Origin of the sequence: Actinopolyspora mortivallis DSM 44261 (genome assembly GCF_000384035.1) — a bacterium.
GTDB classification, from domain to species: domain Bacteria; phylum Actinomycetota; class Actinomycetes; order Mycobacteriales; family Pseudonocardiaceae; genus Actinopolyspora; species Actinopolyspora mortivallis.
On record NZ_KB913024.1, the window covers coordinates 2,001,475 to 2,024,691 of the forward strand.

Genomic DNA, 23,217 nt, shown 5'->3' on the forward strand with positions numbered 1-23,217 from the left:
CGGCCCCACCGCGACCGGAGACGGGGCGGCCGCTGATGGACGTACTGCTCGCTGTGGCCGGACTGCTGTTCGTCGGGGTGCTCACCCTCGGCACGGCGTTGGCGGTCGCGGCCGAATTCTCGTTGACCAGCCTGGAACGCAGCACCATCGACGCCCACGTCTCCGAGGTCGGTGACCGGCGCTCCAGATCGGTGCGGCGTGCGCACAGCACCCTGTCCTTCCAGCTGTCCGGCGCCCAGGTCGCGATCACGCTGACCACGCTGGTCACCGGTTACGTGGCCGAGCCCCTGATCGGTGACCTGCTCCGTCCGTTGATCAGCACCACCGGCGTCCCGGAGAGCGTGGCCGTGCCGATCGCCCTGGTGTTGGCGATCTTCCTGGCCACCACCCTGTCCATGGTCTTCGGCGAGATGGTTCCCAAGAACCTGGCCATCGCGCGCCCGCTGTCGACCGCCCGAGCGGTGTCCGGCTACCACGCCGGGTTCTCCACCCTGTTCAGCCCGTTGATCAACGGGATGAACGACAGCGCGAACTGGTTCCTGCGCAAGCTGGGCATCGAGCCCCAGGAGGAGCTGCGTTCGGCACGCTCACCCGAGGAGCTCGGTTCGATCGTGCGCTCCAGCGCCGAGCACGGCACCCTCGACGAGTCCACGGCAGAGTTGATGAACCGTTCCCTGCGTTTCGGGGAACGCACCGCCCAGGAACTGATGACCCCCCGGGTGCGGGTCGAATCACTCGAGGTCACCGACAACGTGCTCGAACTGCTCGGCAGGGCCCGGCGCACCGGCTTCTCGCGTTTTCCGGTGCACAGCGGCGACCTGGACAACGTGCACGGGGTGGTCCACGTCAAGCAGGCCTTCGGGGTGCCGCTGGAGGAGCGCGCCGAGACCTCCGTCGGAGGACTCACCAAACCCGTTCCCACCGTCCCGGAAACCCTGGAAGGGGACGCGCTCCTCGAACGGTTACGGGGCTCCGGGCTGCAACTGGCCCTGGTCGTCGACGAGTACGGCGGTACCGCGGGCATCGTCACCCTGGAGGACGTGGTCGAGGAGATCATCGGGGACGTGCGGGACGAGCACGACCCGAGGGAGGCCGCTGCCGTGCGCCGTACCGGCGGAACGAGCTGGACCATCTCCGGGCTGCTGCGGGCCGACGAGGTCGAGGAAGCCACCGGCTTCGCCATGCCCGACGGGGACTACGAAACCGTCGCGGGACTGGTGCTCGCCCGGTTGGGACGGATCCCCTCGCCCGGCGACCGGATCCGTGAGGGCGAGTGGACGCTGACCGTGGCCGCGATGGACCGGCACCGGATCGCCGAGCTGCGGCTGCAACGCGTTCCCGCCGACCGCGAACCGCGTGAGTTACCCACCCAGGAGAGCCGGGCGCGGGAGGTGGCCCGATGACCGATGGAACGGCTATCGGTCTCACCGTGCTGCTGCTGTTGCTGAACGCACTGTTCGTCGGTGCCGAGTTCTCCCTGCTGTCCTCCCGGCGGGACCGGCTGGAGGCACTGCGTGAGCAGGGGGTGCACCGGGCCAGAACCGTGATCCGGGCGAGCCAGGAGGGCTCGCTGATGCTGACCAGCGCGCAGCTGGGGATCACCCTCTGCTCGCTGGGACTGGGGCGGCTCGGCGAGCCGGCGGTGGCGCACCAGCTGGAACGACTGCTGGGGTCGGTTCCCGTTCCGGCCGTGCTGCTGCACACCGTGGCCTTCGCGGTCGCGCTGGCGGTGGTGGTCGTGCTGCACGTGCTGATCGGCGAGATGGTGCCGAAGAACTTCGCGATCGCCGAACCCGAGCGGCTGGCGCTGTGGCTGGTTCCCGTCCTGGTGGGCTTCGTCAAGATCGCCCGGCCGTTCATCGCGCTGTTCAACATGCTGGCCAACGGGGCGCTGCGGCTGCTGCGTGTCCAACCCAAGGAGGACCTGGAGACCGCCTACACCTCCTCCGAACTGGCCGAGCTGCTCGTGGAGTCCCGCAGGGAAGGGCTGCTGGACCAGTCCGAGCACCGCAGGCTGGCCAAGACGCTGTCCTCGGTGGAGAGCACCGTCGCCGACGTGCTGGTTCCCCTCGAGAAGCTGACCACGCTTCCCGGCGAGCCGACGCTGGCCGACGTGGAGCACGCCGTCTCCTCCACGGGGTTCTCCCGTTTTCCCGTGCGGGGACAGGACGGCAGACTGTTGGGGTACCTGCACGTCAAGGACGTGTTGGACCAGGCGGACCAGCCCGCCCGCACTCCCGTCTCCCCAGCGCGGGTGCGTGCCTTGCCCAGCGTGCGTACCGGGGATCGGCTCGACGACGCGTTGACGGCGCTGCGCCGCACCGGCAGCCACTTGGCCACCGCCGTCGACGACGGCGGCAGACCGCGGGGCGTGGTCGCCCTGGAGGACCTGGTCGAGGAGTACGTGGGAACCGTGCGCGACGGCACCCACGTGGCCTGATGGCCACCGGTCCCGCTGCCGGACGCCGAGGGGCAGTCGCACGAGCCGGTTCGTCCACACACTGGTGACGAGTACGCTAGCCGGTCACGGCCCGGTGGGGAGAACCACCGGACAGGCGCCACATCCGAACCGCCAACAGTGCCGTCCAGAGCCACACCAACACGGTGAACGGCACGATGACCGCGAAGTTCATCAGCAACGCTCCGGTCAACCACCCGGTTCCGGCCACCACTGCCGACCAACCCAGCCACCGAGGTGTCATCGTCCGGGCCAGAGTGAGACCGGCCAGTGCTATGGAGATCCCCAGCATCGCCTGTGCGGTGAACGCGATGCTGCCGAGCAGAATCAGTACCGTCTCGGTGCGTTCCAGCACGGCCGCCTGGTCGGCGCCGGAGGCGAAGTACTGGTCGGCGGCGACCGTCAAACCGAAGGCGTGAACGCTGAAGTACACCGCGAACACCGCCGTCGAGGCGGTGAACACCACGCGCAACGCCCGTGTCAGTCCCGTCGTCGTGGACGCGAGCACCGGGGTCGCCACGGAGAACGCGCAGGCCCACAACAGTACCGCGAGAATATTGGTCAGATGCGTGATTCGCCAGGAAGGGCGCTGGTGCACGTACTCCAGCATGGCGCTCGCCGAGCCCACCGGCGGATTCCCGTGTAGTGCCGTCGGCAGCACGTAAAGCACGGTGCCCACGAGTAGAAGTCCCGCCGCCACACGGAGTGGGCTGGTTCGTGTGGCCGGATCCGTCCCTGTCATGGTCGAACTCCTTCTCCGCGTTACCCAACTCTAGTCATTTTATGACTATATGTAAAGTCAAGGCATGACACGACGTTCCGGAGGCGAATCGCGGGCACCGCTGAACCTGGTGGTGCTCGCTCTGCTGTACGAGGAGGCGATGCATCCCTACCGGATGCACAAGCTGATCACCGAGCGGGGCAAGGACAGGGTGGTCAACATCCGCAGCCGCAACAGTATTCAGCAGATCGTCAACCGTTTGGAGCGGAACGGGCTCATCGCCGCCACCGACACCGAACGCAGCGGCAACTACCCGCCACGCACCCGTTACACTCTCACCGAGGTGGGACGCGAGGAACTGTTCGATTCGTTGCGCCGCCTGCTGTCCACACCCGCACGTGAGTTTCCCGCCTTTCCGGCGGCACTGTCGTTCCTGGCTGTCCTACCACCGTCCACGGCCGCCGAGCTGCTGCGCGGACGACGCGCCGAGCTGGTCGAACTGGTCGGGCGGGAGAGCACGGAGACCGAGCGGGCGTCGGAACGACTCCCAGCGGTCCTGTTGATCGAGAACGACTACGTCATCGCCATGCACCGCGCCGAAATCGAGTGGTTGGACCACACTGTGGAGGCCCTCGACAGTGGCCGACTCACGTGGGACCCGCAGGAACTGATCGCCCAGTCACACCGCTACGAGCAGTAGGCGTCTCCCCCACCGGCGAGTTCACGACCGGGTCCGACACGCGAGATCCCGGCCGCCCCCCCCCACCCGCGTACGGCGACGCTGCGAGACCGCACGGACGGTCCGGGTCCCGGGTGGTTCGCATCCGGGACGACAGGCCGTCGCGAAGCCCTGTACCTCGCTTCCGGGTTCGGCCGTATGGTGAGCACGAACAACTTTCATCCCGCGATCAGAGACCGGTCAGCACCGTACTGACTCCGTGCTGACTCCAGGAAAGGAGAGACGGTGATCGTTCTCGCCGAGGACGAGTGGCGAGCGCGGGAGAACGCGCACCGGGAACGCATGCGGGCCTACACCGAACCGCACCGTCAACGGCGGAAGCGGGGCGAAAAACACCCGGTGATGGACTTCATGTTCACCTACTACACCCAACGCCCCTCCCGCCTGGAGCGCTGGCAGCCCGGTTTCGGGGTGGCGTTGGAGCACGGCGAGGACTTCCTGCGGCGCAAGGGCTACGTCCGCACATCGCACGGGGTCGTGGTCGATCCGGAGGAACTGACGACCCAGCGGCGTGAGACCGTACGGTTCGTCCATCGGCTGCTCAGCGCCACGGAATCGCGCCCACCGCAGCTCGGCTGTTTCGGACTGCACGAATGGGCGATGGTCTATCGCCTCCCCCACGACGATCTCAGGCACTCCGAATGGCCGTTACGCCTCGGAAGCAAGGGAACCGACGAGTTCGTCGAGTCCATGCGCATCCAGTGCAGTCATTACGACGCGTTCCGCTTCTTCAGCCGGCAAGCACGCCCGAGAAACACGCTGCAACCGACCCAGCGGGACCGCGTGCGCCTCGAACAGCCCGGCTGTCTGCACAACAACATGGACGTTTTCAAATGGTGCTACAAACTCGATCCGTTCGTGCCCGCCGAGCTGCTGGCCGACTCCTTCGAACTCGCCGCCCGCATTCGGGAACTCGACATGAGGGCCAGTCCTTATGACCTGCGCGAACTCGGCTACTCACCGATCGAGATAGAAAACCCACAGGGCAGGGCCGAGTACGTTCGCCAGCAGCGGGACTTCGGCCTGCGAGCCTCACGGCTGCGGGAACGGCTCATCGAGCTGTGCGAACGGCTGCTGGACCAGTAGGCGGGGCGGTCGTTCGTCGTCCCGACCGCCCCGCCGGCACACTGCGCGGGCTCACCCGCTGACCGTCAGGCCCAGTTCCCCGTTGTCGTCCCGCTCGGCGTCCAGGGTCTTGTCGCCGAGCACGACGGCGGCCTGCTCGTCCAGGAAGACGCGCACACCGCTCTGTTCGACGACCTCGTCGTTGTCCTCGGGGATGGTCGCGACCGTCGCCTCCAGGCTCTCGGCCGCGGCCTGCCCGTCCGGCGAACTGATACGCAGACCGGCCCCCTCGGGGGACTCTCCGCCGACCAGGATCAACTTGATGACCTCGGCCGCGTTTTCACTGATGGTGAGCATGCTGCTCCTGCCCCTCTCGGAGTCGGTCACGTAAAGCGTCCACCGTATTAGACGAGTCGTCGGCGCGCTCACTGGCCCTCGTAGGCCGACAGCGGCGGGCAGGAGCACACCAGGTTACGGTCCCCGCGTGCCTGGTCGATCCGCCGCACCGGCGGCCAGATCTTGTCCTCCGGAACGCCCATCGGGTAGACGGCCTCCCACCGACCGTAGGCGTGTTCCCAGTCCCCCGCCAGCGCCGAGGCCGTGTGCGGGGCGTTGACCAACGGATTGTCCTCGGCGGGCCAGGCCCCGGCCGCCACCTTGTCGATCTCCGCCCGGATCGCGATCATGGCGTCGCAGAACCGGTCCAGCTCCTCCAGGTTCTCGCTCTCGGTGGGCTCCACCATCAGCGTCCCCGCCACGGGGAAGGACATCGTCGGGGCGTGCAGCCCGTAGTCGGCCAGCCGTTTGGCCACGTCGTCGACGCTCAGCCCCGCGTTCTTGGTGATCTCCCGCAGGTCGAGGATGCACTCGTGGGCGACGAAACCGCCCTTGCCGGTGTAGAGCACCGGGAAGTAGTCGTGCAGTCGCCGTGCCACGTAGTTGGCCGCGGCCACGGCGGTGAGCGTGGCCCGACGCAGCCCGTCCTCACCCATCATGCGGATGTAGGCCCAGGAGATCGGCAGGATCGAGGCGCTGCCCCACGGGGCCGCGCTGATCGGACCCACGCCGGTCTCCGGTCCGGCCTGCGGCTGGAGTGGGTGGTTCGGCAGGAAGGGGGCCAGATGCTCGCGCACCCCGATCGGCCCCACACCGGGCCCGCCGCCGCCGTGCGGGATGCAGAACGTCTTGTGCAGGTTCAGGTGGGAGACGTCGGCACCGAACTTGCCCATCCTGGCCAGGCCGATCAGCGCGTTCAGGTTCGCGCCGTCCACGTAGACCTGCCCGCCGGCCTCGTGCACGAGCCCGCAGACCTCCTGGACGGTGTCCTCGTAGACACCGTGAGTGGAGGGGTAGGTGACCATGATCGCGGCCAGGTCGTCACGGTGCCTGTCCACCAGCTCACGCAGGTGGTCCATCTCGATGTTGCCCTCGTCGTCGCAACGCACCACGACCACCCGCAGCCCGGCCATCACGGCGCTGGCCGCGTTGGTTCCGTGTGCGCTGGCCGGGATCAGGCAGACCTCACGCTGCTGCTGGCCGCGCTGGCGGTGGTAGGCACGGATCGCCAGCAGCCCGGCGAACTCGCCCTGGCTGCCCGCGTTCGGCTGCAGACTCACCGCGTCGTAGCCGGTGATCTCCGACAGCCAGTTCCGCAGGTCCTCCATCACGCGGAGCAGCCCGGCCGCGTCCTCGGCGGGAGCGAAGGGGTGCAGCTCCGCGATGGCGGGCCAGGTGATCGGCTCCATCTCCGCGGCGGCGTTGAGCTTCATCGTGCACGAGCCCAGCGGAATCATGCTGCGGTCCAACGCCACGTCGGAGTCGGACAGCCTGCGCAGGTAACGCAGCAGCGCGGTCTCCGACCGGTGCCGGTGGAACACCGGGTGGGTCAGGTACTCGCTGTCCCGCAGCAGGCCACTCGGCAGGGCGTCGGGCACCTCCGCGTCCAACCGGTCCACCGGCGTGCGGTCACCCTCGGTGAGGCCGAAGGCCTCCCACACCAGCGCCAGCCGCTGCCGCGTGGTGGTCTCGTCACAGCTGACACCGACGTGGTCGGCGTCCACCCTGCGCAGGTTGACACCGTTGCGACGGGCGGCGGCGACGATCTCGTCCGCCCGGCCCGGAACCCGGGTGAGCACCGTGTCGAAGAACCGGTCGTGGCGGACCTCAACCCCGCCCCGACGCAGCTGCTCGGCCAGCACGGCGGCCATGCGGTGCGTGCGTGTGGCGATCGAGCGCAGCCCGGAGGGGCCGTGGTAGACGGCGTACATCGAGGCCACCACGGCCAGCAGCACCTGGGCGGTGCAGATGTTGCTGGTCGCCTTCTCCCGGCGGATGTGCTGTTCCCTGGTCTGTAGCGCCAGCCGGTAGGCCTGGTTGCCGTCGGCGTCCACGCTGACCCCGACCAGCCGGCCGGGCAACTGCCGTTCCACACCCTTGCGGACGGCCATGTAACCCGCGTGCGGGCCGCCGAAGCCCATCGGGACACCGAAACGCTGGGTGGTACCCACCACCACGTCCGCTCCCATCTCGCCCGGAGCACGCAGCAGGGTCAGCGCCAGCAGGTCCGCCGAGACCACGGCCATACCCCCGCGCCGGTGGATCTCGGCGATGACCTCCTCGTGGTCGCGGACGGCCCCGGAGGCACCGGGGTAGGCGAGCAGTGCCCCGAAGAACTCTCCGTCGGGCAGTCCCTCGACGCCCCGGGAGAGATCGGCGCGCACGATCTCGATACCCAGCGGCTCGGCCCTGGTCTCGATCACCGAGAGCGTCTGCGGGAAGGCGTCGGTGTCCACCACGAAACGGGGGGACTTGGAACGTCCGGCGCGCCGGACCAGGGTCATCCCCTCGGCGGCGGCCGTGGACTCGTCCAGCATCGAGGCGTTCGACACCGGTACGCCGGTGAGGTCGGCGACCACGGTCTGGAAGTTCAGCAGCGCTTCGAGCCGCCCCTGGGAGATCTCGGGCTGGTACGGGGTGTAGGCCGTGTACCAGGCGGGGTTCTCCAACACGTTGCGGCGGATCACCGGCGGGGTGACGGTCGGGTAGTAGCCGAGCCCGATCATCTCCACGTGCGGAGTGTTGCGCCCGGCCAGCCGGGCCAGCTCCTCCAACGACTCGGCCTCGGTGGCCGGCTCGGGCAGATCCAGTCGCGCGTCGCGCTCACGGATACCGGCGGGTACTGCCTGTTCACCGAGCTCCTCCAGCGAACCGACCCCCACCACGTCGAGCATGCGCGCCAGCTCGGCGGGCATGGGACCGACGTGACGATCCGCGAAAGGAGTTCCGTGTTCCAGAGCAGCCAGCGGTATACGGTCCTCCGTCATCGCCAAAACCTCAATCGTCGCGGGCATCTCGGACAGAGCAGACGGCACTCCACGCGGAAGTACCGGCCTCCCCCTCTGTCAATGCCCGCGCGAAGCGGACGCCTGAGAGCTTCGCCCATGCATCCGGGCTTGCACCGTCGGCGGGGTTCCACCACTCCGTTGTGGCGAAGCCCTCTTTCCAGAGGTATCTCGCCCGTACGGTCCCATGGCCTGAGAGGTTATCGGGGAGGGGTTGCTCCTTCGGCGCCGTACCGGAGCCCTTCCGGCACGGACTCTCCCGTACGGGGTCAGCGACAGCTGTGAGCGTACCTCATTGACGCCGGCTCGGAAATCGTACGCGTGCTCCTCTCGGCACCGTTTTCCCACAGTCCGGACCGCGGATCCGGTCGACGGTCACGAACTCTCCGGCTGACGCGTCCGTCGCCTGCGCGAGAGCTCGTCCTCGGTCTCGCTTCCCCTGCCGGCCTTGTCGGCCCGCTCCGCGGGAAAATCACTGATCGTTCCGCTGATCTCGCGCATGGCACCGCTGACCGCTATACCGAACACCCCCTGCCCACCGCGTAGCAGGTCCACGACCTCCTCGGCCGAGGTGCACTCGTAGACGGTCGTGCCGTCGCTGAACAACGTCACTCCCGCCAGGTCGCGCACTCCCCGGCTGCGCAGGTGCTCGACGGCGATACGGATGTTGTGCAGCGACACCCCGGCGTCGAGCAGTCGCTTGACGACCTTGAGCACGAGGATGTCCTTGAAGGAGTACAGCCGCTGCGAACCGGATCCCTCGGCCAACCGGATCGAGGGTCCCACCAGGTCGGTGCGCGCCCAGTAGTCCAACTGCCGGTAAGTGATCCCCGCGATCTGACAGGCCGCACGCCCACGGTAACCGACCAGTTCGTCCGGCAACGCGGCGTCCGGAAAAAGCTCGTCCCCGCCCTGTTCGGTGTCAAGCCATGATGCGTTCTCGACCACGCGCGCCTCCCCTCGGCCGCTGCACCGGCGACTGCCGGATCAGGAGGAGGCAGCACATCCTCCCTTGCTCCCGGAGCCGGGCCCGTCGTCGCCCCGTCCGCCCGAACACCGTGCGCACGACCTTCGCGTGTCCTTCGACAGTAGGACCGTCGGCGAACAGGGTCAACGCGACGCGCGGCTCGTCGGATCCGACCGGAGAGGAACTCCCCCACACGTCTCGGAACATGTCGTCGTCCGGAGACACGGCGGCGGGCCCGTCACCGCCGTGACCGGCCGTGCCGAACGCCTCAGGTGTCGGCTCCCCGAAAGTCCTCGGGCGAGACCGAGTCCAGGAACTCCTTGAACTTCTCGACCTCGTCCTCCTGCTCGTCGGGGATCAGCAGCCCCGCCTCGTCGAGCACGGACTGCTCGGCGTGGATCGGAACTCCCGTGCGCAGGGCCAGAGCAACGGAGTCGCTCGGCCTCGCCGAGACACGCACGTCCCCGTCGAAGACCAGCTCCGCGTAGAACGTCCCCTCTTGGAGATCCGTAACTCGCACCTGTTCCAGTTCCCGCCCGAGTGCGCCGATCACGTCCTTGAGCAGGTCATGAGTCAGCGGCCTCGCGGGCCGGACCCCCTGCTGTTCCAGAGCGATCGCGGTCGCCTCCACCGATCCGATCCAGATCGGCAGATACCGCTCGCCGTCGGTTTCGCGCAACAGCAGGATCGGCTGGTTGGCCGGCAGTTCCACTCGCACGCCGACGACGCGCATCTCGCTGCTCATCGTCAAATCGCCTCCTCCAGCGCGCCGAAGCGTGACATCTCCTTCGAGGATCGCGCACCGACGCCTTCGACGCTACCCGCGATACGGCGAAGACGCCGCCCACGGGACACACGGTTGCTCCCCTCGCTGCCCCGGATCGCCCGATGGGACGCGCCCAACCGTGGTTCCGAGCCACTCGACGGGAACACATCGCGCACCCGGGCCTGGTGTCTTCATCCGGACGTCGCGCACGAGTCCGCTGCCGCACGTGCGTCACCACGCCACGCCCGGCAGCCGTATCAACGGCCCTGGTTCCCCGTGACAACGCGGCGGTGTCCCTCCACCGCTCGCGGCCGGGCTCTGCTCATCGGGTTTCCTGCTGACCGCCCTCGGCCGACGCACCGGTCAGGAACACCAGGCGGAACTTGCCGATCTGAACCTCGTCCCCGTTGGCCAGCACCGAGGTGTCCACGGGCTCACGGTTCACATACGTTCCGTTGAGGCTTCCCACGTCGACGACGACGTACTCAGTCCCCTCCTTGCGGAACTCGGCGTGCCTGCGGGAGACGGTGACGTCGTCCAGGAAGATGTCGCTGTCCGGATGCCGTCCGGAACTGGTCGTCTCCCGGTCCAGCAGGAAACGGGATCCGGCGTTGGGGCCACGCTTGACCACCAGGAGGGCGGACCCGGCTGGCAGCGCGTCGACACCGGACGCGGCGGCCTCAGAAGGTGCGCTCTCGGCGTTCTCCTGTTCCGAGAGGAAGGGCTTGAAGACCGACGTGGTCTCCGATGACTGCTCCGGCGGTACGTCGCCGGGCCCGTCGTTGGTGCTCACCTGAGCTCTCCTCCTGCGCATGGGTCGTGCCAGTGCCATCAAACGTACCGCGCCACGCAAAGCTCTGGACGGCCTGTCCCGGGATCCGTACCGGCTCATGTCGAGATCACCGCCCTATTCCCACAGTAACCGCAACGAAGATCACATCCGTGTGCCCGATCGTCGCCGCACACCCGGTTCACCCGGTCTCACCGGCAACCGGACCTCGCGGGCGCGAGACGGCGGCCTCGGTACACGACAGCACCCCGTGGAACAGGGGTCCCGGGTGTCAACTGCGTACCCACGACGATCGTACCGCGCTGATCACCTGGCCCAGATAGAGCACACCGGCCCACAGATAGAGCGCCCCGCCCCAGCAGGTGAAGGCGTAGGCCACCGGACGGACCAGCCAGTCCAGCGCGAAGTCGCCCTGCACCAGCAACAGCAGCGGGAAGGCGTACATCAGACAGAACGTGGCCGCCTTGCCCAGGTAGTGCACCTCGGGCGGTTCGTAGCCGTGGTAGCGCAACACCGGCAGGCACAGGGTCAGTACCACGTCACGCCCGACCAACGCAGCCGCGGCCCACCAGGGGATCACTCCCCGGAGCACGAACGCCACCAGGGTGGCCACGATGTAGAGCCGGTCGGCGGCGGGGTCGAGCAGTTGCCCCACCCTGCTGTACTGCCCGAGCCAGCGGGCCAGTTTTCCGTCCAGCCAGTCGGTGAGGCCGCTGAGTACGAGCACCAGCAGGGCGAGCAGGTCCCAGTGCGGCCCGAGCAGCAGCCACAGGAAGGCGGGTACACCGGCGAGTCGTAGGGCGCTCAGCGCGTTGGGCAGGGTCCACCACGGATCTCTCCAGACGTCCGCGGCGACCTCCTTGAGACGGTCGATCCCCTGTTCGGGAGGTCTGTCGTCGCCGTTCGACGCCGATCCCGTAGTGGCGCCGTCGGCGTCCTGCACCACGAGACCCTCCCCTGCACACGCACGGGCCCACAGCCTGCGACCGGACCCGCCCTTCACGGCACCGCCCGGGAGGGTCGTCTTCGGAAACCCCGCCGGACCGCCTTCCCGGGACGCCGTACCCGTCTCACTCTAGTCGGAGACCACGACCGACGACGAACGGGCCCGCCCCAGTCACCGGGCGGGTGGAGTCCACCCCCTGCGCCGGAGGTCGGCGTTACTGAGGAAGCGTGGACGCCCCCTGTCGTCCACTCCCACCCAACACCAACGCCCTCCGAGCCCTTCGAGGACGAACGGATGCCCCTCACTCCACACCACGGAGCACGGGGCGGTGGGAAGTTGCCGTTCCCCCGGGGCGTCACCGTCGTCCGCCTCCGGGACCTGTGCCGCGTCACCGCGCATCCGAGTCAACACCTCCGCCGACTCCGGGCTGGCTCTCACCGCTTTCCCCACCGATTGTGCGCGGTCGAACCTCCGGTGTCCTGGTGCAACACGTAACACCGCGCCGAGCGGTGGCCTCCGTGCGCCGAGAGGCTGCGGGGCCGAGGGCGGCACGCCCATTCCGACCCGCCGAGGTGATCGGCCCCACTCGCCGTAGAGACCTCCCACCCCGACGACGGACGATTCCACTTCCCTACCATAAAATTGTCGACAATCCGCAGTAATCACAGTCATCACACGGATCGACCACAAAGACACCCCACGGAAGCCTTCCTAGGCGACCGAAAAATCAAAAAACTCCGAGTAATCGTTCAAATACTATGCGTGTGAAAGCAATCCGACGAACGGATGTCGCAAACCCCGAGCAAAACGTTTTCACAAGTATTGGTGACACAGAACACACATCCGTTTTTCCCGTGAGGACCACAACAGCGCACCCCTTGTGCGCCGCCGCTTCGGTCGAGGTCCGAACACGGCCGAGCGAGCACGAAGAAACGAATTGGAAGCTTTCTGACCTGGCATTTTGACTATCGGGATCACGTGCGAACACCGAGCGAACACGACACGGGCAGGACGGTCGACAACAAGAGTTCGTTATCTCGACGTAACTAGTACATCTGTACATCCAAGCTATTTCTGGCTATGGTGCCGAACCGTTCTGGCACCAACAGGAAGGGATGAACGTGCCTGCCGAAACACGTACGAACGGTGACGACAGCACCCGACCACCGGTTGTCGGCGGGGGCAAACGTGGCATGTTGAAGATCGGCATCTTCGTGACCGTTCTGGCTTTCGCCCTCGGCTACGTGGCCATCGCGGAGCCGAATGTTTCCTGGCCAGGACTGATCGCCATGCTGGCGTTCTACGCCCTGTTCTACTGGCTGGGTGCTTTCGTGGCCGCCCGACGCGGAGGCGGGCTCGGCGACACCATGGTCGCGGGGCGCAACATGCCGCTGTGGATCGGCGTGTTCACGATGACGGCGACCTGGGTCGGTGGAGGCTACATCAGTGGTGCCGCCGAGAGCACGTTCAGCAGCGGCATGGCCTGGGCACAGGCCCCCTGGGGTTATGCGCTGAGTCTGCTGATCGGCGGTCTCTTCTTCGCGAAGAAGATGCGCAGGGGTCGGTTCACCACGATGCTGGATCCCATCGACATCCGGTTCGGCAAACACGTCGCCGGACTCGGTTCGATCCCGGCCATCCTCGGGGAGATCTTCTGGACCGGTGCCATCCTCACGGCGCTGGGAACCACCTTCGGCACCATCATCGGTCTGGACTTCACCGTCTCGATCATCCTCTCCGCCGTCATCGCGATCGCCTACACGGTGGTCGGCGGCATGTGGTCGGTGGCCATCACCGACGTGGTCCAGGTCGTGCTGATCTTCGTCGGTCTCGTCGTGGCCGTTCCCTTCGCCGCCTCCGCCGTCGGCGGCATGGGAGAGGCCTGGGCGAACTATCCCTCGAACTTCGACTTCGAGTCCTACGCCTCCCTCTTCCCGCCGTTGACCGGCTGGGACGATCCGGGCTGGGGGCACGCCTACTGGACCTGGTGGGACTCCGGTCTCGCCCTGATGCTGGGCGGTATCCCCTGGCAGGTGTACTTCCAGCGGGTACTCTCCTCCAGCAGCCCGCGCAACGCCCGCAGGCTCTCGATCGGCGCCGGCGTCATGTGCGTGCTCGCGGCCATCCCGCCGGTGCTCATCGGGATCGTGGCCACGGCGGCCAACTTCCAGGCGGAGGGGGCTCCCCCGCTGGACAACCCGTCCATGGTGCTGCCCTACGTGCTGCGCTACCTGCTTCCCACCGGGGTGGCCGCCCTCGGGCTCGGCGTGCTCGCCGCCGCCGTGATGTCCAGCGTCGACTCCTCCGTACTCTCGGCCTCCTCGCTGACCGGCTGGAACGTGTACCGCCGCCTGGTGAACCCCAGGGCCGACTCCGACCAGGTGCAGAAGATGATCCGCAGGCTGATCGTGATCATCGGCGCGGCGGCGACCCTGATGGCGCTGCGAGCCAGCAGCGTCTACGACCTGTGGTACCTGGCCAGCGACCTGATCTTCGTGATGCTGTTCCCGATGCTGGTGTGCGCCCTGTTCGTGCCGTGGGCCAACCGCGTCGGAGCCGCCTGCGGCTTCGTCGTCGCCGTGGTGCTGCGCCTGTCCGCGGGTGAGGACCTCTTCGGGATCTCGCCGTTCCTCCCCTGGCCCTGGTACGAGGACGGGGCGGTCCAGTTCCCGTTCCGCACCGTGACGATGGTGGCCTCCCTGCTGACCATCATGGTGGTCTCGGCGATCACCCGACGCAGGAGTGCTCCGGTGCCGATGGCGGCCCTCGAACCGGACACCCCGGAACGCGCCGAGTGGGGCAACGACCTCGTCGAGGAACCCTCCCGTGAGGAGGAGGTCTCCACCGCCAGGGTCTGAACCGGTCCGATCCGTGCGGAGCTCGGCACCGTGGCGCCCGGTAGGGCGAACGGTGCCGAGCTCTTTCGTGTCCCGTGGTTACTGGTTCCGCGGCAGCAGGCCTACTCCATCCGGGTGATATACCACACCCGTCACTTTGGTCTATACCTTATCCGACCGTTTCCGAAGAAAGGTACAGACCACCATGAAACGACCTCGGGAGAACACCCGAAAACACCACCACCGACTTCCGGCCGCCCTCGCCCTGGCCACGAGCGCCCTGCTGGCCTGCGGCACGGTCTCGGCGGCGGCCCCCCAACCCACCCCGGATCGGGGCAACGGCCAACCTCCGAACGGGGGATCCACGGCGCTGGGCGACGTCATCCCCGCACCGACCTCGGTCGATCCGATCCCGGGCGAGAGGTTCCACATCAGGTGGAACACCGGCATCCACACGCCCCGTGGAAACACGGAAGCCACCGAGGTGGGCCGTTACCTGCAACGACAACTGCGTCCCTCCACCGGCTACGGGCTGTTACTCAACCGGGGCGAGCCCGAGCGGGGCGACATCGTGCTGAAGCTGGACGGTTCCGAAGGGCGGCTGGGCGAGTCCGGTTACCGCATGGAGGTGCGGGGAGACCGGCTCACGATCCACGCGACCAGCTCCGAAGGACTCTTCTACGGAACCCAGACGCTGCGACAACTGCTGCCCGCCAAAGCCGAAAGCGACTTCCCCCGGCACGGTCCCTGGCCCGTGCCCGCCGGAACGATCGTGGACAAACCACGCTTCGAGCACCGCTCGGCGATGCTGGACGTCGCACGCCACTTCTTCGGGGTGGACCAGCTCAAACGCTATATCGACCAGATCGCCCAGTACAAGATCAACTATCTGCACCTGCACCTGACCGACGACCAGGGCTGGCGGATCCAGATCGACAGCTGGCCCAGGCTGACCACCCACGGAGGAAGCACCGAAGTGGGGGGCGGTGACGGCGGCTACTACACGAAGCGGCAGTTCACCGAGATCGTCCGCTACGCGGCCGAACGCAACATCACTGTGGTCCCCGAAATCGACATGCCCGGGCACACCAACGCGGCGCTGTCCTCCTACGCCGAGCTGAACTGCGACGGTAAGGCCCCACCGCTGTACACCGGGATCGAGGTCGGGTTCAGCTCCCTGTGCGTGGACAAGGAGATCACCTACCGCTTCGTCGAGGACGTCATCCGCGAGGTCGCCGAGCTGACTCCGGGCCGCTACCTGCACATCGGAGGCGACGAGGCCCACTCGACCACCGACGAGGACTACCAGCGGTTCATGTCCCGCGTGCTGCCTCTGGTCGAGAAGTACGGCAAGACCCCCGTGGGATGGCACGAGTACGCCAAGGCCACTCCCTCCAAGGAGGCGATGGTGCAGTACTGGGGCACATCGACCTCGAACGAGGAAGTCGCCGAGGCGGCCGAACGCGGCAATCCGATCCTGCTCTCGCCCGCCAACCACAGCTACCTGGACCAGAAGTACAACGAGGACACCGAACTCGGACTGGACTGGGCCGGACCGACCACCGTCCGGGAGGCCTACCAGTGGGACCCCGGCACACACATGGAGTCCGTGCCGGAAAGCGCCGTGGCCGGGGTGGAGGCCCCGCTGTGGAGTGAAACCCTGACCACCTCCGACCACATCGAGTTCATGGCGTTCCCCCGACTGCCCGCCGTCGCCGAGCTCGGGTGGTCCCCGGCCGGCGCACACGACTGGGAGTCCTTCCGGAACCGGGTCGCCCATCAGGCTCCCCGCTGGCAGGAGCAGGGGATCGACTTCTACCGCTCCGAACAGATTCCCTGGTCGGACAACTGACCGTTCCGTTCCCGGACGGAAGAGCCCACGGCGCATCCCGACCTCGTGCCGGGATGCGCCGTTTTCGGTTCGGCTCGGGGCCGGAAAACGATCCCCGCCTTCCGCACTCCCCCTTCCCCGGCCTCCTTCCGGGGAACGCCGGATTCCTTCCCGGAGGGAGCGGAACTCTCCGTGGGCCACGAATAACGAGCACACCGAGTGGGAACCCGGGACACGAGTCCCGTGTCCGCACTCGGAGGTGACACACATGGCGTCCCAGGACCGGCAGGACGACAAGCAGAACCAACTCGACGGGGTCCGCAAGGATTCCCAGGACGGGTATCTGACGACCCAGCAGGGAGTACGCGTGGACCACACCGACGACTCGGTGTCGGTCGGGGAACGCGGCCCCACCCTCCTGGAGGACTTCCACGCCCGGGAGAAGATCACCCACTTCGACCACGAGCGCATCCCCGAACGAGTGGTACACGCCAGAGGGGCCGGGGCCTACGGGCACTTCCAGCCCTACGACACCTGGTTGGCCGACTACACCACGGCCGAGTTCCTCACCGATCCGGGCAAGCGCACCCCCGTGTTCGTGCGTTTCTCCACCGTGCAGGGGTCCCGGGGGTCCAACGACACGGTACGGGACGTTCGCGGGTTCGCCACGAAGTTCTACACGGAACTGGGCAACTACGACCTGGTCGGCAACAACATGCCCGTGTTCTTCATCCAGGACGGCATCAAGTTCCCCGACTTCGTGCACGCCGTCAAGCCGGAACCGCACAACGAGATCCCCCAGGGCGCCTCCGCGCACGACACCCTGTGGGACTTCGTCTCCCTGCAACCGGAAACCATGCACATGATGATGTGGCTGATGTCCGACCGGGCCATTCCGCGCAGCTACCGCATGATGCAGGGCTTCGGGGTCCACACCTTCCGACTGGTCAACTCCGCGGGACGGGGGACCTTCGTCAAGTTCCACTGGAAGCCCCTGCTGGGCACGCACTCCCTGGTGTGGGACGAGGCCCAGAAGGCGGCCGGCAAGAATCCCGACTTCAACCGGGCGGACCTGTGGGAGGCGATCGAGTCCGGCAACTACCCCGAGTGGGAACTGGGCGTACAACTGGTCGACGAGTCCAGGGAGTTCGACTTCGACTTCGACCTGCTCGACCCCACCAAGATCATCCCCGAGGAGGAGGTCCCCGTACGGCCGGTCGGGCGCATGCGGCTGGACAGGAACCCCGACAACTTCTTCGCGGAAACGGAACAGGTGGCCTTCCACACGGCGAACGTCGTTCCCGGCATCGACTTCACGAACGACCCGTTGTTGCAGGCCCGCAACTTCTCCTATCTGGACACCCAGCTCATCCGCCTCGGTGGTCCGAACTTCGCGCAGATACCGGTGAACCGCCCCGTCGCCGAGGTGACCAACAACCAACGGGACGGATTCGCGCAGATGAGAATCCACCGCGGTCGCACCAGCTACTACGACAACAGCCTCGCCGGGGGCTGTCCGGCACTGGCCGGAACGGAGAACGGGGCCTTCTCCCACTATCAGGAGAAGGTGGAAGGAGCCAAGATCCGCAAACGCAGCGAGAGCTTCAAGGACCACTACACGCAGGCGACGCTCTTCTGGAACAGCATGGCCGACTGGGAGAAGGAGCACATCGTCGCCGCGTTCCGCTTCGAACTGGGCAAGGTCGAACACACCCACATCCGGGAGCGCACGGTCGAGCACCTCAACCACGTCGACCACGACCTGGCCACCCGCGTGGCCACCGGTATCGGGGTGAGCCCCCCATCGGCTCCGGCCACCACCAACCACGGACGCAGTTCACCGGCACTGAGCCAGGCGAACTCGGCGACCGACTCCATAGCCACCCGGAAGGTGGCGGTGCTGCTCGCCGACGGTGTGCAGGCCGAGGCGGTCGACCAGCTGCGCCGCTATCTCGCCGAACGCGACGCCACGGCCGAACTGCTGGCTCCCAGGGACGGCACGCTGCGCTCGGCCGGCTCCACCGAGGTGACCGTGAACGGGGCGGTCACCACCACCTCCTCGGTGCTGTACGACGCCGTGTTCGTGCCGGGAGGGGCGGACAGCGTGGAGACGCTGCTCGCCGACGGTTATGCCGTGCATTTCGTGGCCGAGGCCTACAAGCACGCCAAACCGGTCGCCGCCAGTGGGGAGGGTACGAGGCTGCTGCGACGCGCCGGTATCGAGGTGCGCCACGCCGAGGGGCCGGACGTGGTGACTGACCAGGGGGTCGTCACCGTGGCCGAAACCGAGGGTTCCGTCCCCTGGGATTTCCTCTCCGAGTTCGCCGAGCTCCTCGCGGGACACCGGGTGTGGAGCAGGGAGACGGCGGCTGTGGTCGCCTGAGAACCCGAACGGCCGTCCTCGCGCTCCGGAGAAACAGCCGAGGCGCGACCCCGGTCCCGCCCTGTCTGTCGCCCCCCGGGTCGCCGGGCGGGACCGCGCGCGGCCGCTCCGAGCGTGTTCACCACTCAGTTCCGTGCCGAACACGGGTGTGTGCCACCCTGTCGAAACGGGGCGGCACGGGACGGTGCGACGACGGGATTCGTTGCCGAATGACACAGTCCGCTTCTTCTCTCTCCCCCTTCTCCACCAACCGTCCCCTCACCGTTGCCGGCACAGTGTCAGCTCGGCGAGACCGACGAGCATCGCGGCCGCGACGAAGCAGACCGAGGCCACCAGACCGTGCGAGATGGCCACGTCGTAGTCCCCGGGAAGCTGGGAGAAGAACAGGCCGGAGGCCGTGGCGGTACCGATGGCGGTACCGATCCGCTGTCCCGTCTGCTGTACCCCCGCGGCGGTACCGCCACGGGTGACCTCCACTCCGCTGAGGGTGACGGTCTGGTTCGGCGAGATGACCATGCCGCTGCCCACACCGGCCACCAGCAGCGGTAACGCGGTGACCATCCCGGCGGAGTGCCCGAGCCGCCCGGCCAGCAACAGCTGCGTGGCCAACAGCCCGAGCAGTGCCCCGGACAGCCCGAGCAGCACCACACGTCGACCCATCCGATGCACCGCCCGTCCGCTGAAGGCGGAGGAAACCGCCGATCCCACGGCGAAGGGAGTCAGCGCCAGTCCCGCCTGCAACGCCGAATACCCCAGTCCGCGTTGGAAGTACACCGCGAGCACGAAGAAGATGCCGGTGAACCCGGCGAAGTACAGCATCCCGAGCGCGGAGCCGAAACTGTAGCTGCTGATCCGGAACAGCCGCAGGTCGATGAGGGGAGAGCCCTCCTTGTTCGTGTAGCGGTATTCCCACCCGACGAACAGTGCCAGCAGTACCGGAGCGGCGGCCCACAGCAACCAGCTCAGCCTTCCGAGGTCCTGCTGGTCCACCAACGGAAGCAACAGACACACCGTTCCGGATCCGAGCAGCAGCACCCCGGGAAGATCGGTGCCGCGCAGCTCCGCGGACCCCCTGGAACGGGGCATGAACCGGAGGGCGGCCAGCAGGGCGATCACCCCGATGGGGATGTTGACGAAGAACACCCACCGCCATCCCTGCTGCACCCCGGCCAGCTCGATGATCAGCCCGCCCAGCAACGGCCCGACCGCCGTCGAGAGGCCGACCACCGCGCCGAACATGCCGAAGGCGGTGCCGCGTTCCCGTCCGTGGAACTGCTGCTGGATGAGCCCGATCACCTGGGGGTTGAGCATGCCGCCGGCCGCCCCCTGCAACAACCGGGCCAGCACGAGCCACAGTGGGTTCAACGCCATGCCGGCCAAGGCGCTGGCCAGCGTGAACAGCGCGAGCGCGACCAGGAACATCCTGCCCCGACCGTGGGCGTCACCGAGCTTGCCCATCGGCACCAGCACCAGCCCGAACGTCAACGCGTACCCGGACACGACCCAGGACAGCGCCACGTGCGGAGCCTCGAGTCCGTGTTGGATCGAGGGCAGCGCGACGTTGACGATGCTGACGTCCAACAGGGTCATGAACCCGGCCAGCAGGCACAGGGCGAGCACGCGCCAGCGGTGCTCGTTGGTGCTTTCCCGTTGCTCCGGGGACGTGGGCGATCCTCGTTCGACTCGACTCACCACTCACCTCGTCGGGAGACATCGGGACCGGCCGGTCCAGCTCATCACGAAGCACCCGGTCCCGCCCGCCGGGCCCGGGACGGGACGAACCCGTCCGCAACGGCTTCCACCTGCTTGGAAGTCGTTGCGGATGGGGCGCTGCGCACGGCGTCACCGCCCCCTCGTGTCCATCGTCACCCGGCCCCGTCCGCCGGTTTCCGACAAAACCGACCCGGCGGAGGAGAGCAAGCGGATCGTCCCCGACACGGAAAGGTCAGACCGGGCGGCACCTCATCGACAGGGCGGGGTCACTCACCCATCCGGAGTCAGCGGGCTTGTGATGAGTCACAGGGCTGGGTAGGTTTCGACCAGCCCCGGCGGAGGTGATCGCATGGCGAATACCGACGAGGTCCTGGCCGAGCATCACGACGCGGTACTGCTGTTGACGTTGAACCGGCCCGAACGGCTCAACGCCTGGACCCCGACCATGCGGGACCGCTACTGTGCCCTGCTGGAGGAGGCCGACCGGGACCCCGCTGTCCGCTCGATCGTGGTCACGGGAGCCGGAAACGGCTTCTGCGCCGGCTCGGACATCACGGCTCCCGGAGTCGAACGCTCCGCCCCCGAGGGCACCTCCCGCGGCCCGAACCTGAGCATGCGCCTGGGCAAACCCGTGATCACCGCGATCAACGGCACCGCCTCGGGAGCGGGTCTGGCGGCCGCGCTGTTCACCGACATCCGTTTCACCTCCCCCGAGACCAGTCTGACCACGGCGTTCGGTCGCGCCGACCTGGTGGCCGAACACGGGGTGGGCTGGCTGCTGCCGAAACTGGTGGGCATCGACCGTGCGATGGACCTGCTGTTGTCAGCACGGAAGGTGACCGGCCTCCAGGCCCGTTCCCTGGGACTGGTGGATCGGGTCGTGCCCAGGCAGAAGGTGCTGCCCAGCGCTCTGGAGTACGCGCGGACTCTCGCTCTGGAGTACTCGCCAGCGGCGATGGCGGAAATCAAGCAGCGGATCTACAGTGGTCTGGAGACCGCCTCGGAACTGGCCGCGTACGCGGCACACAACCGGATGATGACCGTCCTGCGCGGGAACGGGGACTCCCGGGGCAGGACAGGGCCGGGGCGGTACGGGGCGCGTTCCTCGTCGCGGGACTGATCCGACGGTGCCTGGGCGGAGACGGATTCGCCCGGGGTGCCGTGTCGAGGAGAGTCACCCGACGCCCCAGTACGGTTGACCGATCCACGTGGAGTCGGCAGGAGTGAGCGCCATGGATTTCGAAAAACCGGAAGGGGACGTGGCCGAACAGGCCCAGTACTACGGGAATCCCGCCGAGGAGAACGAACTCCCGTCCGGTCCGGCGGACTCGGAGCTGCATCCGGACGCCGATCCCGCGGACCTGGTCGAACAGGAGATCGTGGTGCCCACCGAGGAGGACTACGAGCAGGGGTGACCCCACCCTCGGGGCCGTGCCGGCTCAGGAGGGCCACAGGCCGAACAGCTCCGCGAAGCCCTCCCGCCAGGTGGGCCACCGTGGTCGCCATCCGGTCGCTTCGCGGAAGCGGAAGTTCGTCGCGCCGCGCTGTTCGGCCAGGCGGTGGACCGTCTCCCAGTCGAGTTGCCGCCTCGCCTGCTCCGGGGTGAGCGAGACGGGTTCCGGGGCTCCGATCATCCCGGCGTAGGCGGGCAGCCACTCCGCGCTCTCGGCGGGCTCGTTGTCCACGATGTTGTAGACGGCCGGCTCCACCTCGTGCGAGGCCAGCAGCACGGCCCGCGCGACGTCCTCGACGTGGGTGAACGACGTCATTCCCGAACCACGTCCCACCAGCGGAAGTTCACTGGCCTTCACCCGGTCGTACAGTCGGCCGTGTCGGGCGTAGCACGTCCCGGCGCCGTACAGCTCACCCAGACGCAGCACCACCGTCTCCAGCTCGCTGGTGTCGAACAGCAACTCCTCCAGGCGTTCGGCGGCCCGCACCGCCTCGCCCCAGTGTCCCGGGGCGGTGGTGAACAGTGGTGTGCGTTCGTCCGCCACTCCCGTGCCGCCCGGCTCGTACGCGGCCACGCTCTGCGCCACGATCCTACGGGCACCGGCGTGAAGGGAGGCCGCGACGAGATTGCTCGTCCCCTGCTGCCGCAGTCGCGCGGTGCGCCGCATCCCGGCCGCGGGGTCCCACTCCCGGAAGCCGGAAGCCACGTGTATCACCACCTCCGGGGCCGCGTCCTCCAGGATCCCGCACAACCGCTCCGGTTCGAGAAGGTTCCCCCGCACCAGTGTGTCCGCGGTTTCCGGAACCGGCGACGGGGCGCTCTCGTGTACCAGTGCGGTCACTCGGTGGCCGTGTTCCGCCAGCCTCGGCAGCAGACTGCGTCCGATCACTCCGGTCGCTCCGGCTACGAACACACGCAAGGACAAGACCCCCGCACCATGGTCGACGACGCCCTCATGAACCCTAACGCGCGGAGCCTCACCCCCTTGAGTGAATTCGTGTTCGCATTTGAACACGGAGTGTTCACCAGTCGTTTTCCGACACACGCGGTCGATCCGAATATTCGTCGGCTACCGGAAACACCTCCCACCACGACCCACCCCGGTAGCTCGTTCCGAAACGACCCCTAAGCTTCCGAGCGGGCTGTTCCCGTCGCACGCGAGGTGCCGGGCGATTCGCGGGAGCAAACGGATGCGGCATTCGACTGG

At 67.6% G+C, this 23,217-nt stretch carries 18 protein-coding genes and 1 riboswitch; of the genes, 9 read left to right on the plus strand and 9 right to left on the minus strand.

Annotation, left to right across the window (positions count from 1 at the left end; translation table 11 throughout):
* Nucleotides 1-35 precede the first annotated feature (35 nt).
* Both ACTMO_RS20860 and ACTMO_RS0109590 read left to right on the plus strand, forming a co-directional pair.
* Nucleotides 36-1,403, plus strand: coding sequence for a hemolysin family protein (locus tag ACTMO_RS20860; protein WP_019854471.1), 1,368 nt, complete (start codon nt 36-38; stop codon nt 1,401-1,403).
* Nucleotides 1,400-2,440 (plus strand): hemolysin family protein, encoded by a 1,041-nt coding sequence (locus ACTMO_RS0109590; protein WP_019854472.1) that lies wholly within the window; start codon nt 1,400-1,402, stop codon nt 2,438-2,440. Before ACTMO_RS20860 ends, ACTMO_RS0109590 begins: the two co-directional genes overlap by 4 nt.
* A 76-nt stretch (nt 2,441-2,516) precedes the next feature.
* On the opposite strand, the gene ACTMO_RS0109595 is transcribed toward ACTMO_RS0109590, so the two are convergent.
* Nucleotides 2,517-3,200: a hypothetical protein gene (locus ACTMO_RS0109595; RefSeq protein WP_019854473.1), complete on the minus strand. Its 684-nt coding sequence runs from the start codon at nt 3,198-3,200 to the stop codon at nt 2,517-2,519.
* A gap of 64 nt (nt 3,201-3,264) precedes the next feature.
* Here ACTMO_RS0109595 and ACTMO_RS0109600 point away from each other — a divergent pair, with 64 nt between their 5' ends.
* Nucleotides 3,265-3,879, plus strand: a complete 615-nt coding sequence (locus ACTMO_RS0109600; RefSeq protein WP_019854474.1) for a PadR family transcriptional regulator — start codon at nt 3,265-3,267, stop codon at nt 3,877-3,879.
* A gap of 264 nt (nt 3,880-4,143) precedes the next feature.
* Entirely contained in the window at nt 4,144-5,004 is an 861-nt protein-coding gene (locus ACTMO_RS0109605; RefSeq protein WP_019854475.1) for a hypothetical protein, read from the plus strand.
* Between the two features lie 51 nt (nt 5,005-5,055).
* On the opposite strand, the gene ACTMO_RS0109610 is transcribed toward ACTMO_RS0109605, so the two are convergent.
* From ACTMO_RS0109610 to clsA, 6 genes are all read right to left on the minus strand, one after another.
* Nucleotides 5,056-5,340 (minus strand): hypothetical protein, encoded by a 285-nt coding sequence (locus ACTMO_RS0109610; RefSeq protein ID WP_026449049.1) that lies wholly within the window; start codon nt 5,338-5,340, stop codon nt 5,056-5,058.
* A 68-nt stretch (nt 5,341-5,408) separates the two neighbouring features.
* Nucleotides 5,409-8,306, minus strand: coding sequence for an aminomethyl-transferring glycine dehydrogenase (gcvP, locus tag ACTMO_RS0109615; RefSeq protein WP_019854477.1), 2,898 nt, complete (start codon nt 8,304-8,306; stop codon nt 5,409-5,411).
* A 188-nt stretch (nt 8,307-8,494) separates the two neighbouring features.
* Nucleotides 8,495-8,596: riboswitch (glycine riboswitch) on the minus strand.
* Nucleotides 8,597-8,699: 103 nt separating this feature from the next.
* A complete protein-coding gene (locus ACTMO_RS0109620) occupies nt 8,700-9,272 on the minus strand; it encodes a MerR family transcriptional regulator (RefSeq protein WP_019854478.1) in 573 nt (190 codons plus the stop codon).
* 287 nt (nt 9,273-9,559) lie between these two features.
* On the minus strand, nt 9,560-10,036 hold the full coding sequence (locus tag ACTMO_RS0109625; protein WP_019854479.1) for a bifunctional nuclease family protein: 477 nt from the start codon (nt 10,034-10,036) through the stop codon (nt 9,560-9,562).
* Between the two features lie 343 nt (nt 10,037-10,379).
* Complete coding sequence (gene garA, locus ACTMO_RS0109630; RefSeq protein ID WP_019854480.1) at nt 10,380-10,850, minus strand: glycogen accumulation regulator GarA; 471 nt, start codon at nt 10,848-10,850, stop codon at nt 10,380-10,382.
* A gap of 268 nt (nt 10,851-11,118) precedes the next feature.
* Nucleotides 11,119-11,793, minus strand: a complete 675-nt coding sequence (clsA, locus tag ACTMO_RS0109635; protein WP_019854481.1) for a cardiolipin synthase ClsA — start codon at nt 11,791-11,793, stop codon at nt 11,119-11,121.
* Nucleotides 11,794-12,908: 1,115 nt separating this feature from the next.
* On the opposite strand from clsA, the gene ACTMO_RS0109645 reads away from it, so the two are divergent.
* The 3 genes from ACTMO_RS0109645 to ACTMO_RS0109655 all read left to right on the plus strand — a co-directional run bounded on the left by ACTMO_RS0109645 (nt 12,909) and on the right by ACTMO_RS0109655 (nt 18,844).
* Nucleotides 12,909-14,651, plus strand: coding sequence for a high affinity choline transporter 1 (locus ACTMO_RS0109645; protein WP_019854483.1), 1,743 nt, complete (start codon nt 12,909-12,911; stop codon nt 14,649-14,651).
* 184 nt (nt 14,652-14,835) lie between these two features.
* Complete coding sequence (locus tag ACTMO_RS0109650; protein ID WP_019854484.1) at nt 14,836-16,482, plus strand: beta-N-acetylhexosaminidase; 1,647 nt, start codon at nt 14,836-14,838, stop codon at nt 16,480-16,482.
* A 247-nt stretch (nt 16,483-16,729) separates the two neighbouring features.
* Nucleotides 16,730-18,844, plus strand: a complete 2,115-nt coding sequence (locus tag ACTMO_RS0109655; protein WP_019854485.1) for a catalase — start codon at nt 16,730-16,732, stop codon at nt 18,842-18,844.
* A gap of 258 nt (nt 18,845-19,102) precedes the next feature.
* Here the strand turns inward: ACTMO_RS0109655 and ACTMO_RS0109660 are convergent, their stop codons facing one another.
* The gene (locus ACTMO_RS0109660) at nt 19,103-20,536 is read right to left on the minus strand and encodes an MFS transporter (protein ID WP_019854486.1); all 1,434 of its coding nucleotides are present in this window, start codon (nt 20,534-20,536) and stop codon (nt 19,103-19,105) included.
* A gap of 370 nt (nt 20,537-20,906) precedes the next feature.
* On the opposite strand from ACTMO_RS0109660, the gene ACTMO_RS0109665 reads away from it, so the two are divergent.
* Together ACTMO_RS0109665 and ACTMO_RS0109670 are read left to right on the plus strand one after the other, a co-directional pair.
* On the plus strand, nt 20,907-21,677 hold the full coding sequence (locus ACTMO_RS0109665; protein WP_019854487.1) for an enoyl-CoA hydratase-related protein: 771 nt from the start codon (nt 20,907-20,909) through the stop codon (nt 21,675-21,677).
* A gap of 112 nt (nt 21,678-21,789) precedes the next feature.
* On the plus strand, nt 21,790-21,972 hold the full coding sequence (locus tag ACTMO_RS0109670; protein ID WP_019854488.1) for a hypothetical protein: 183 nt from the start codon (nt 21,790-21,792) through the stop codon (nt 21,970-21,972).
* Nucleotides 21,973-21,996: 24 nt separating this feature from the next.
* Here the strand turns inward: ACTMO_RS0109670 and ACTMO_RS0109675 are convergent, their stop codons facing one another.
* A complete protein-coding gene (locus ACTMO_RS0109675) occupies nt 21,997-22,923 on the minus strand; it encodes an NAD-dependent epimerase/dehydratase family protein (RefSeq protein WP_245556295.1) in 927 nt (308 codons plus the stop codon).
* Between the last annotated feature and the right edge of the window lie 294 nt (nt 22,924-23,217).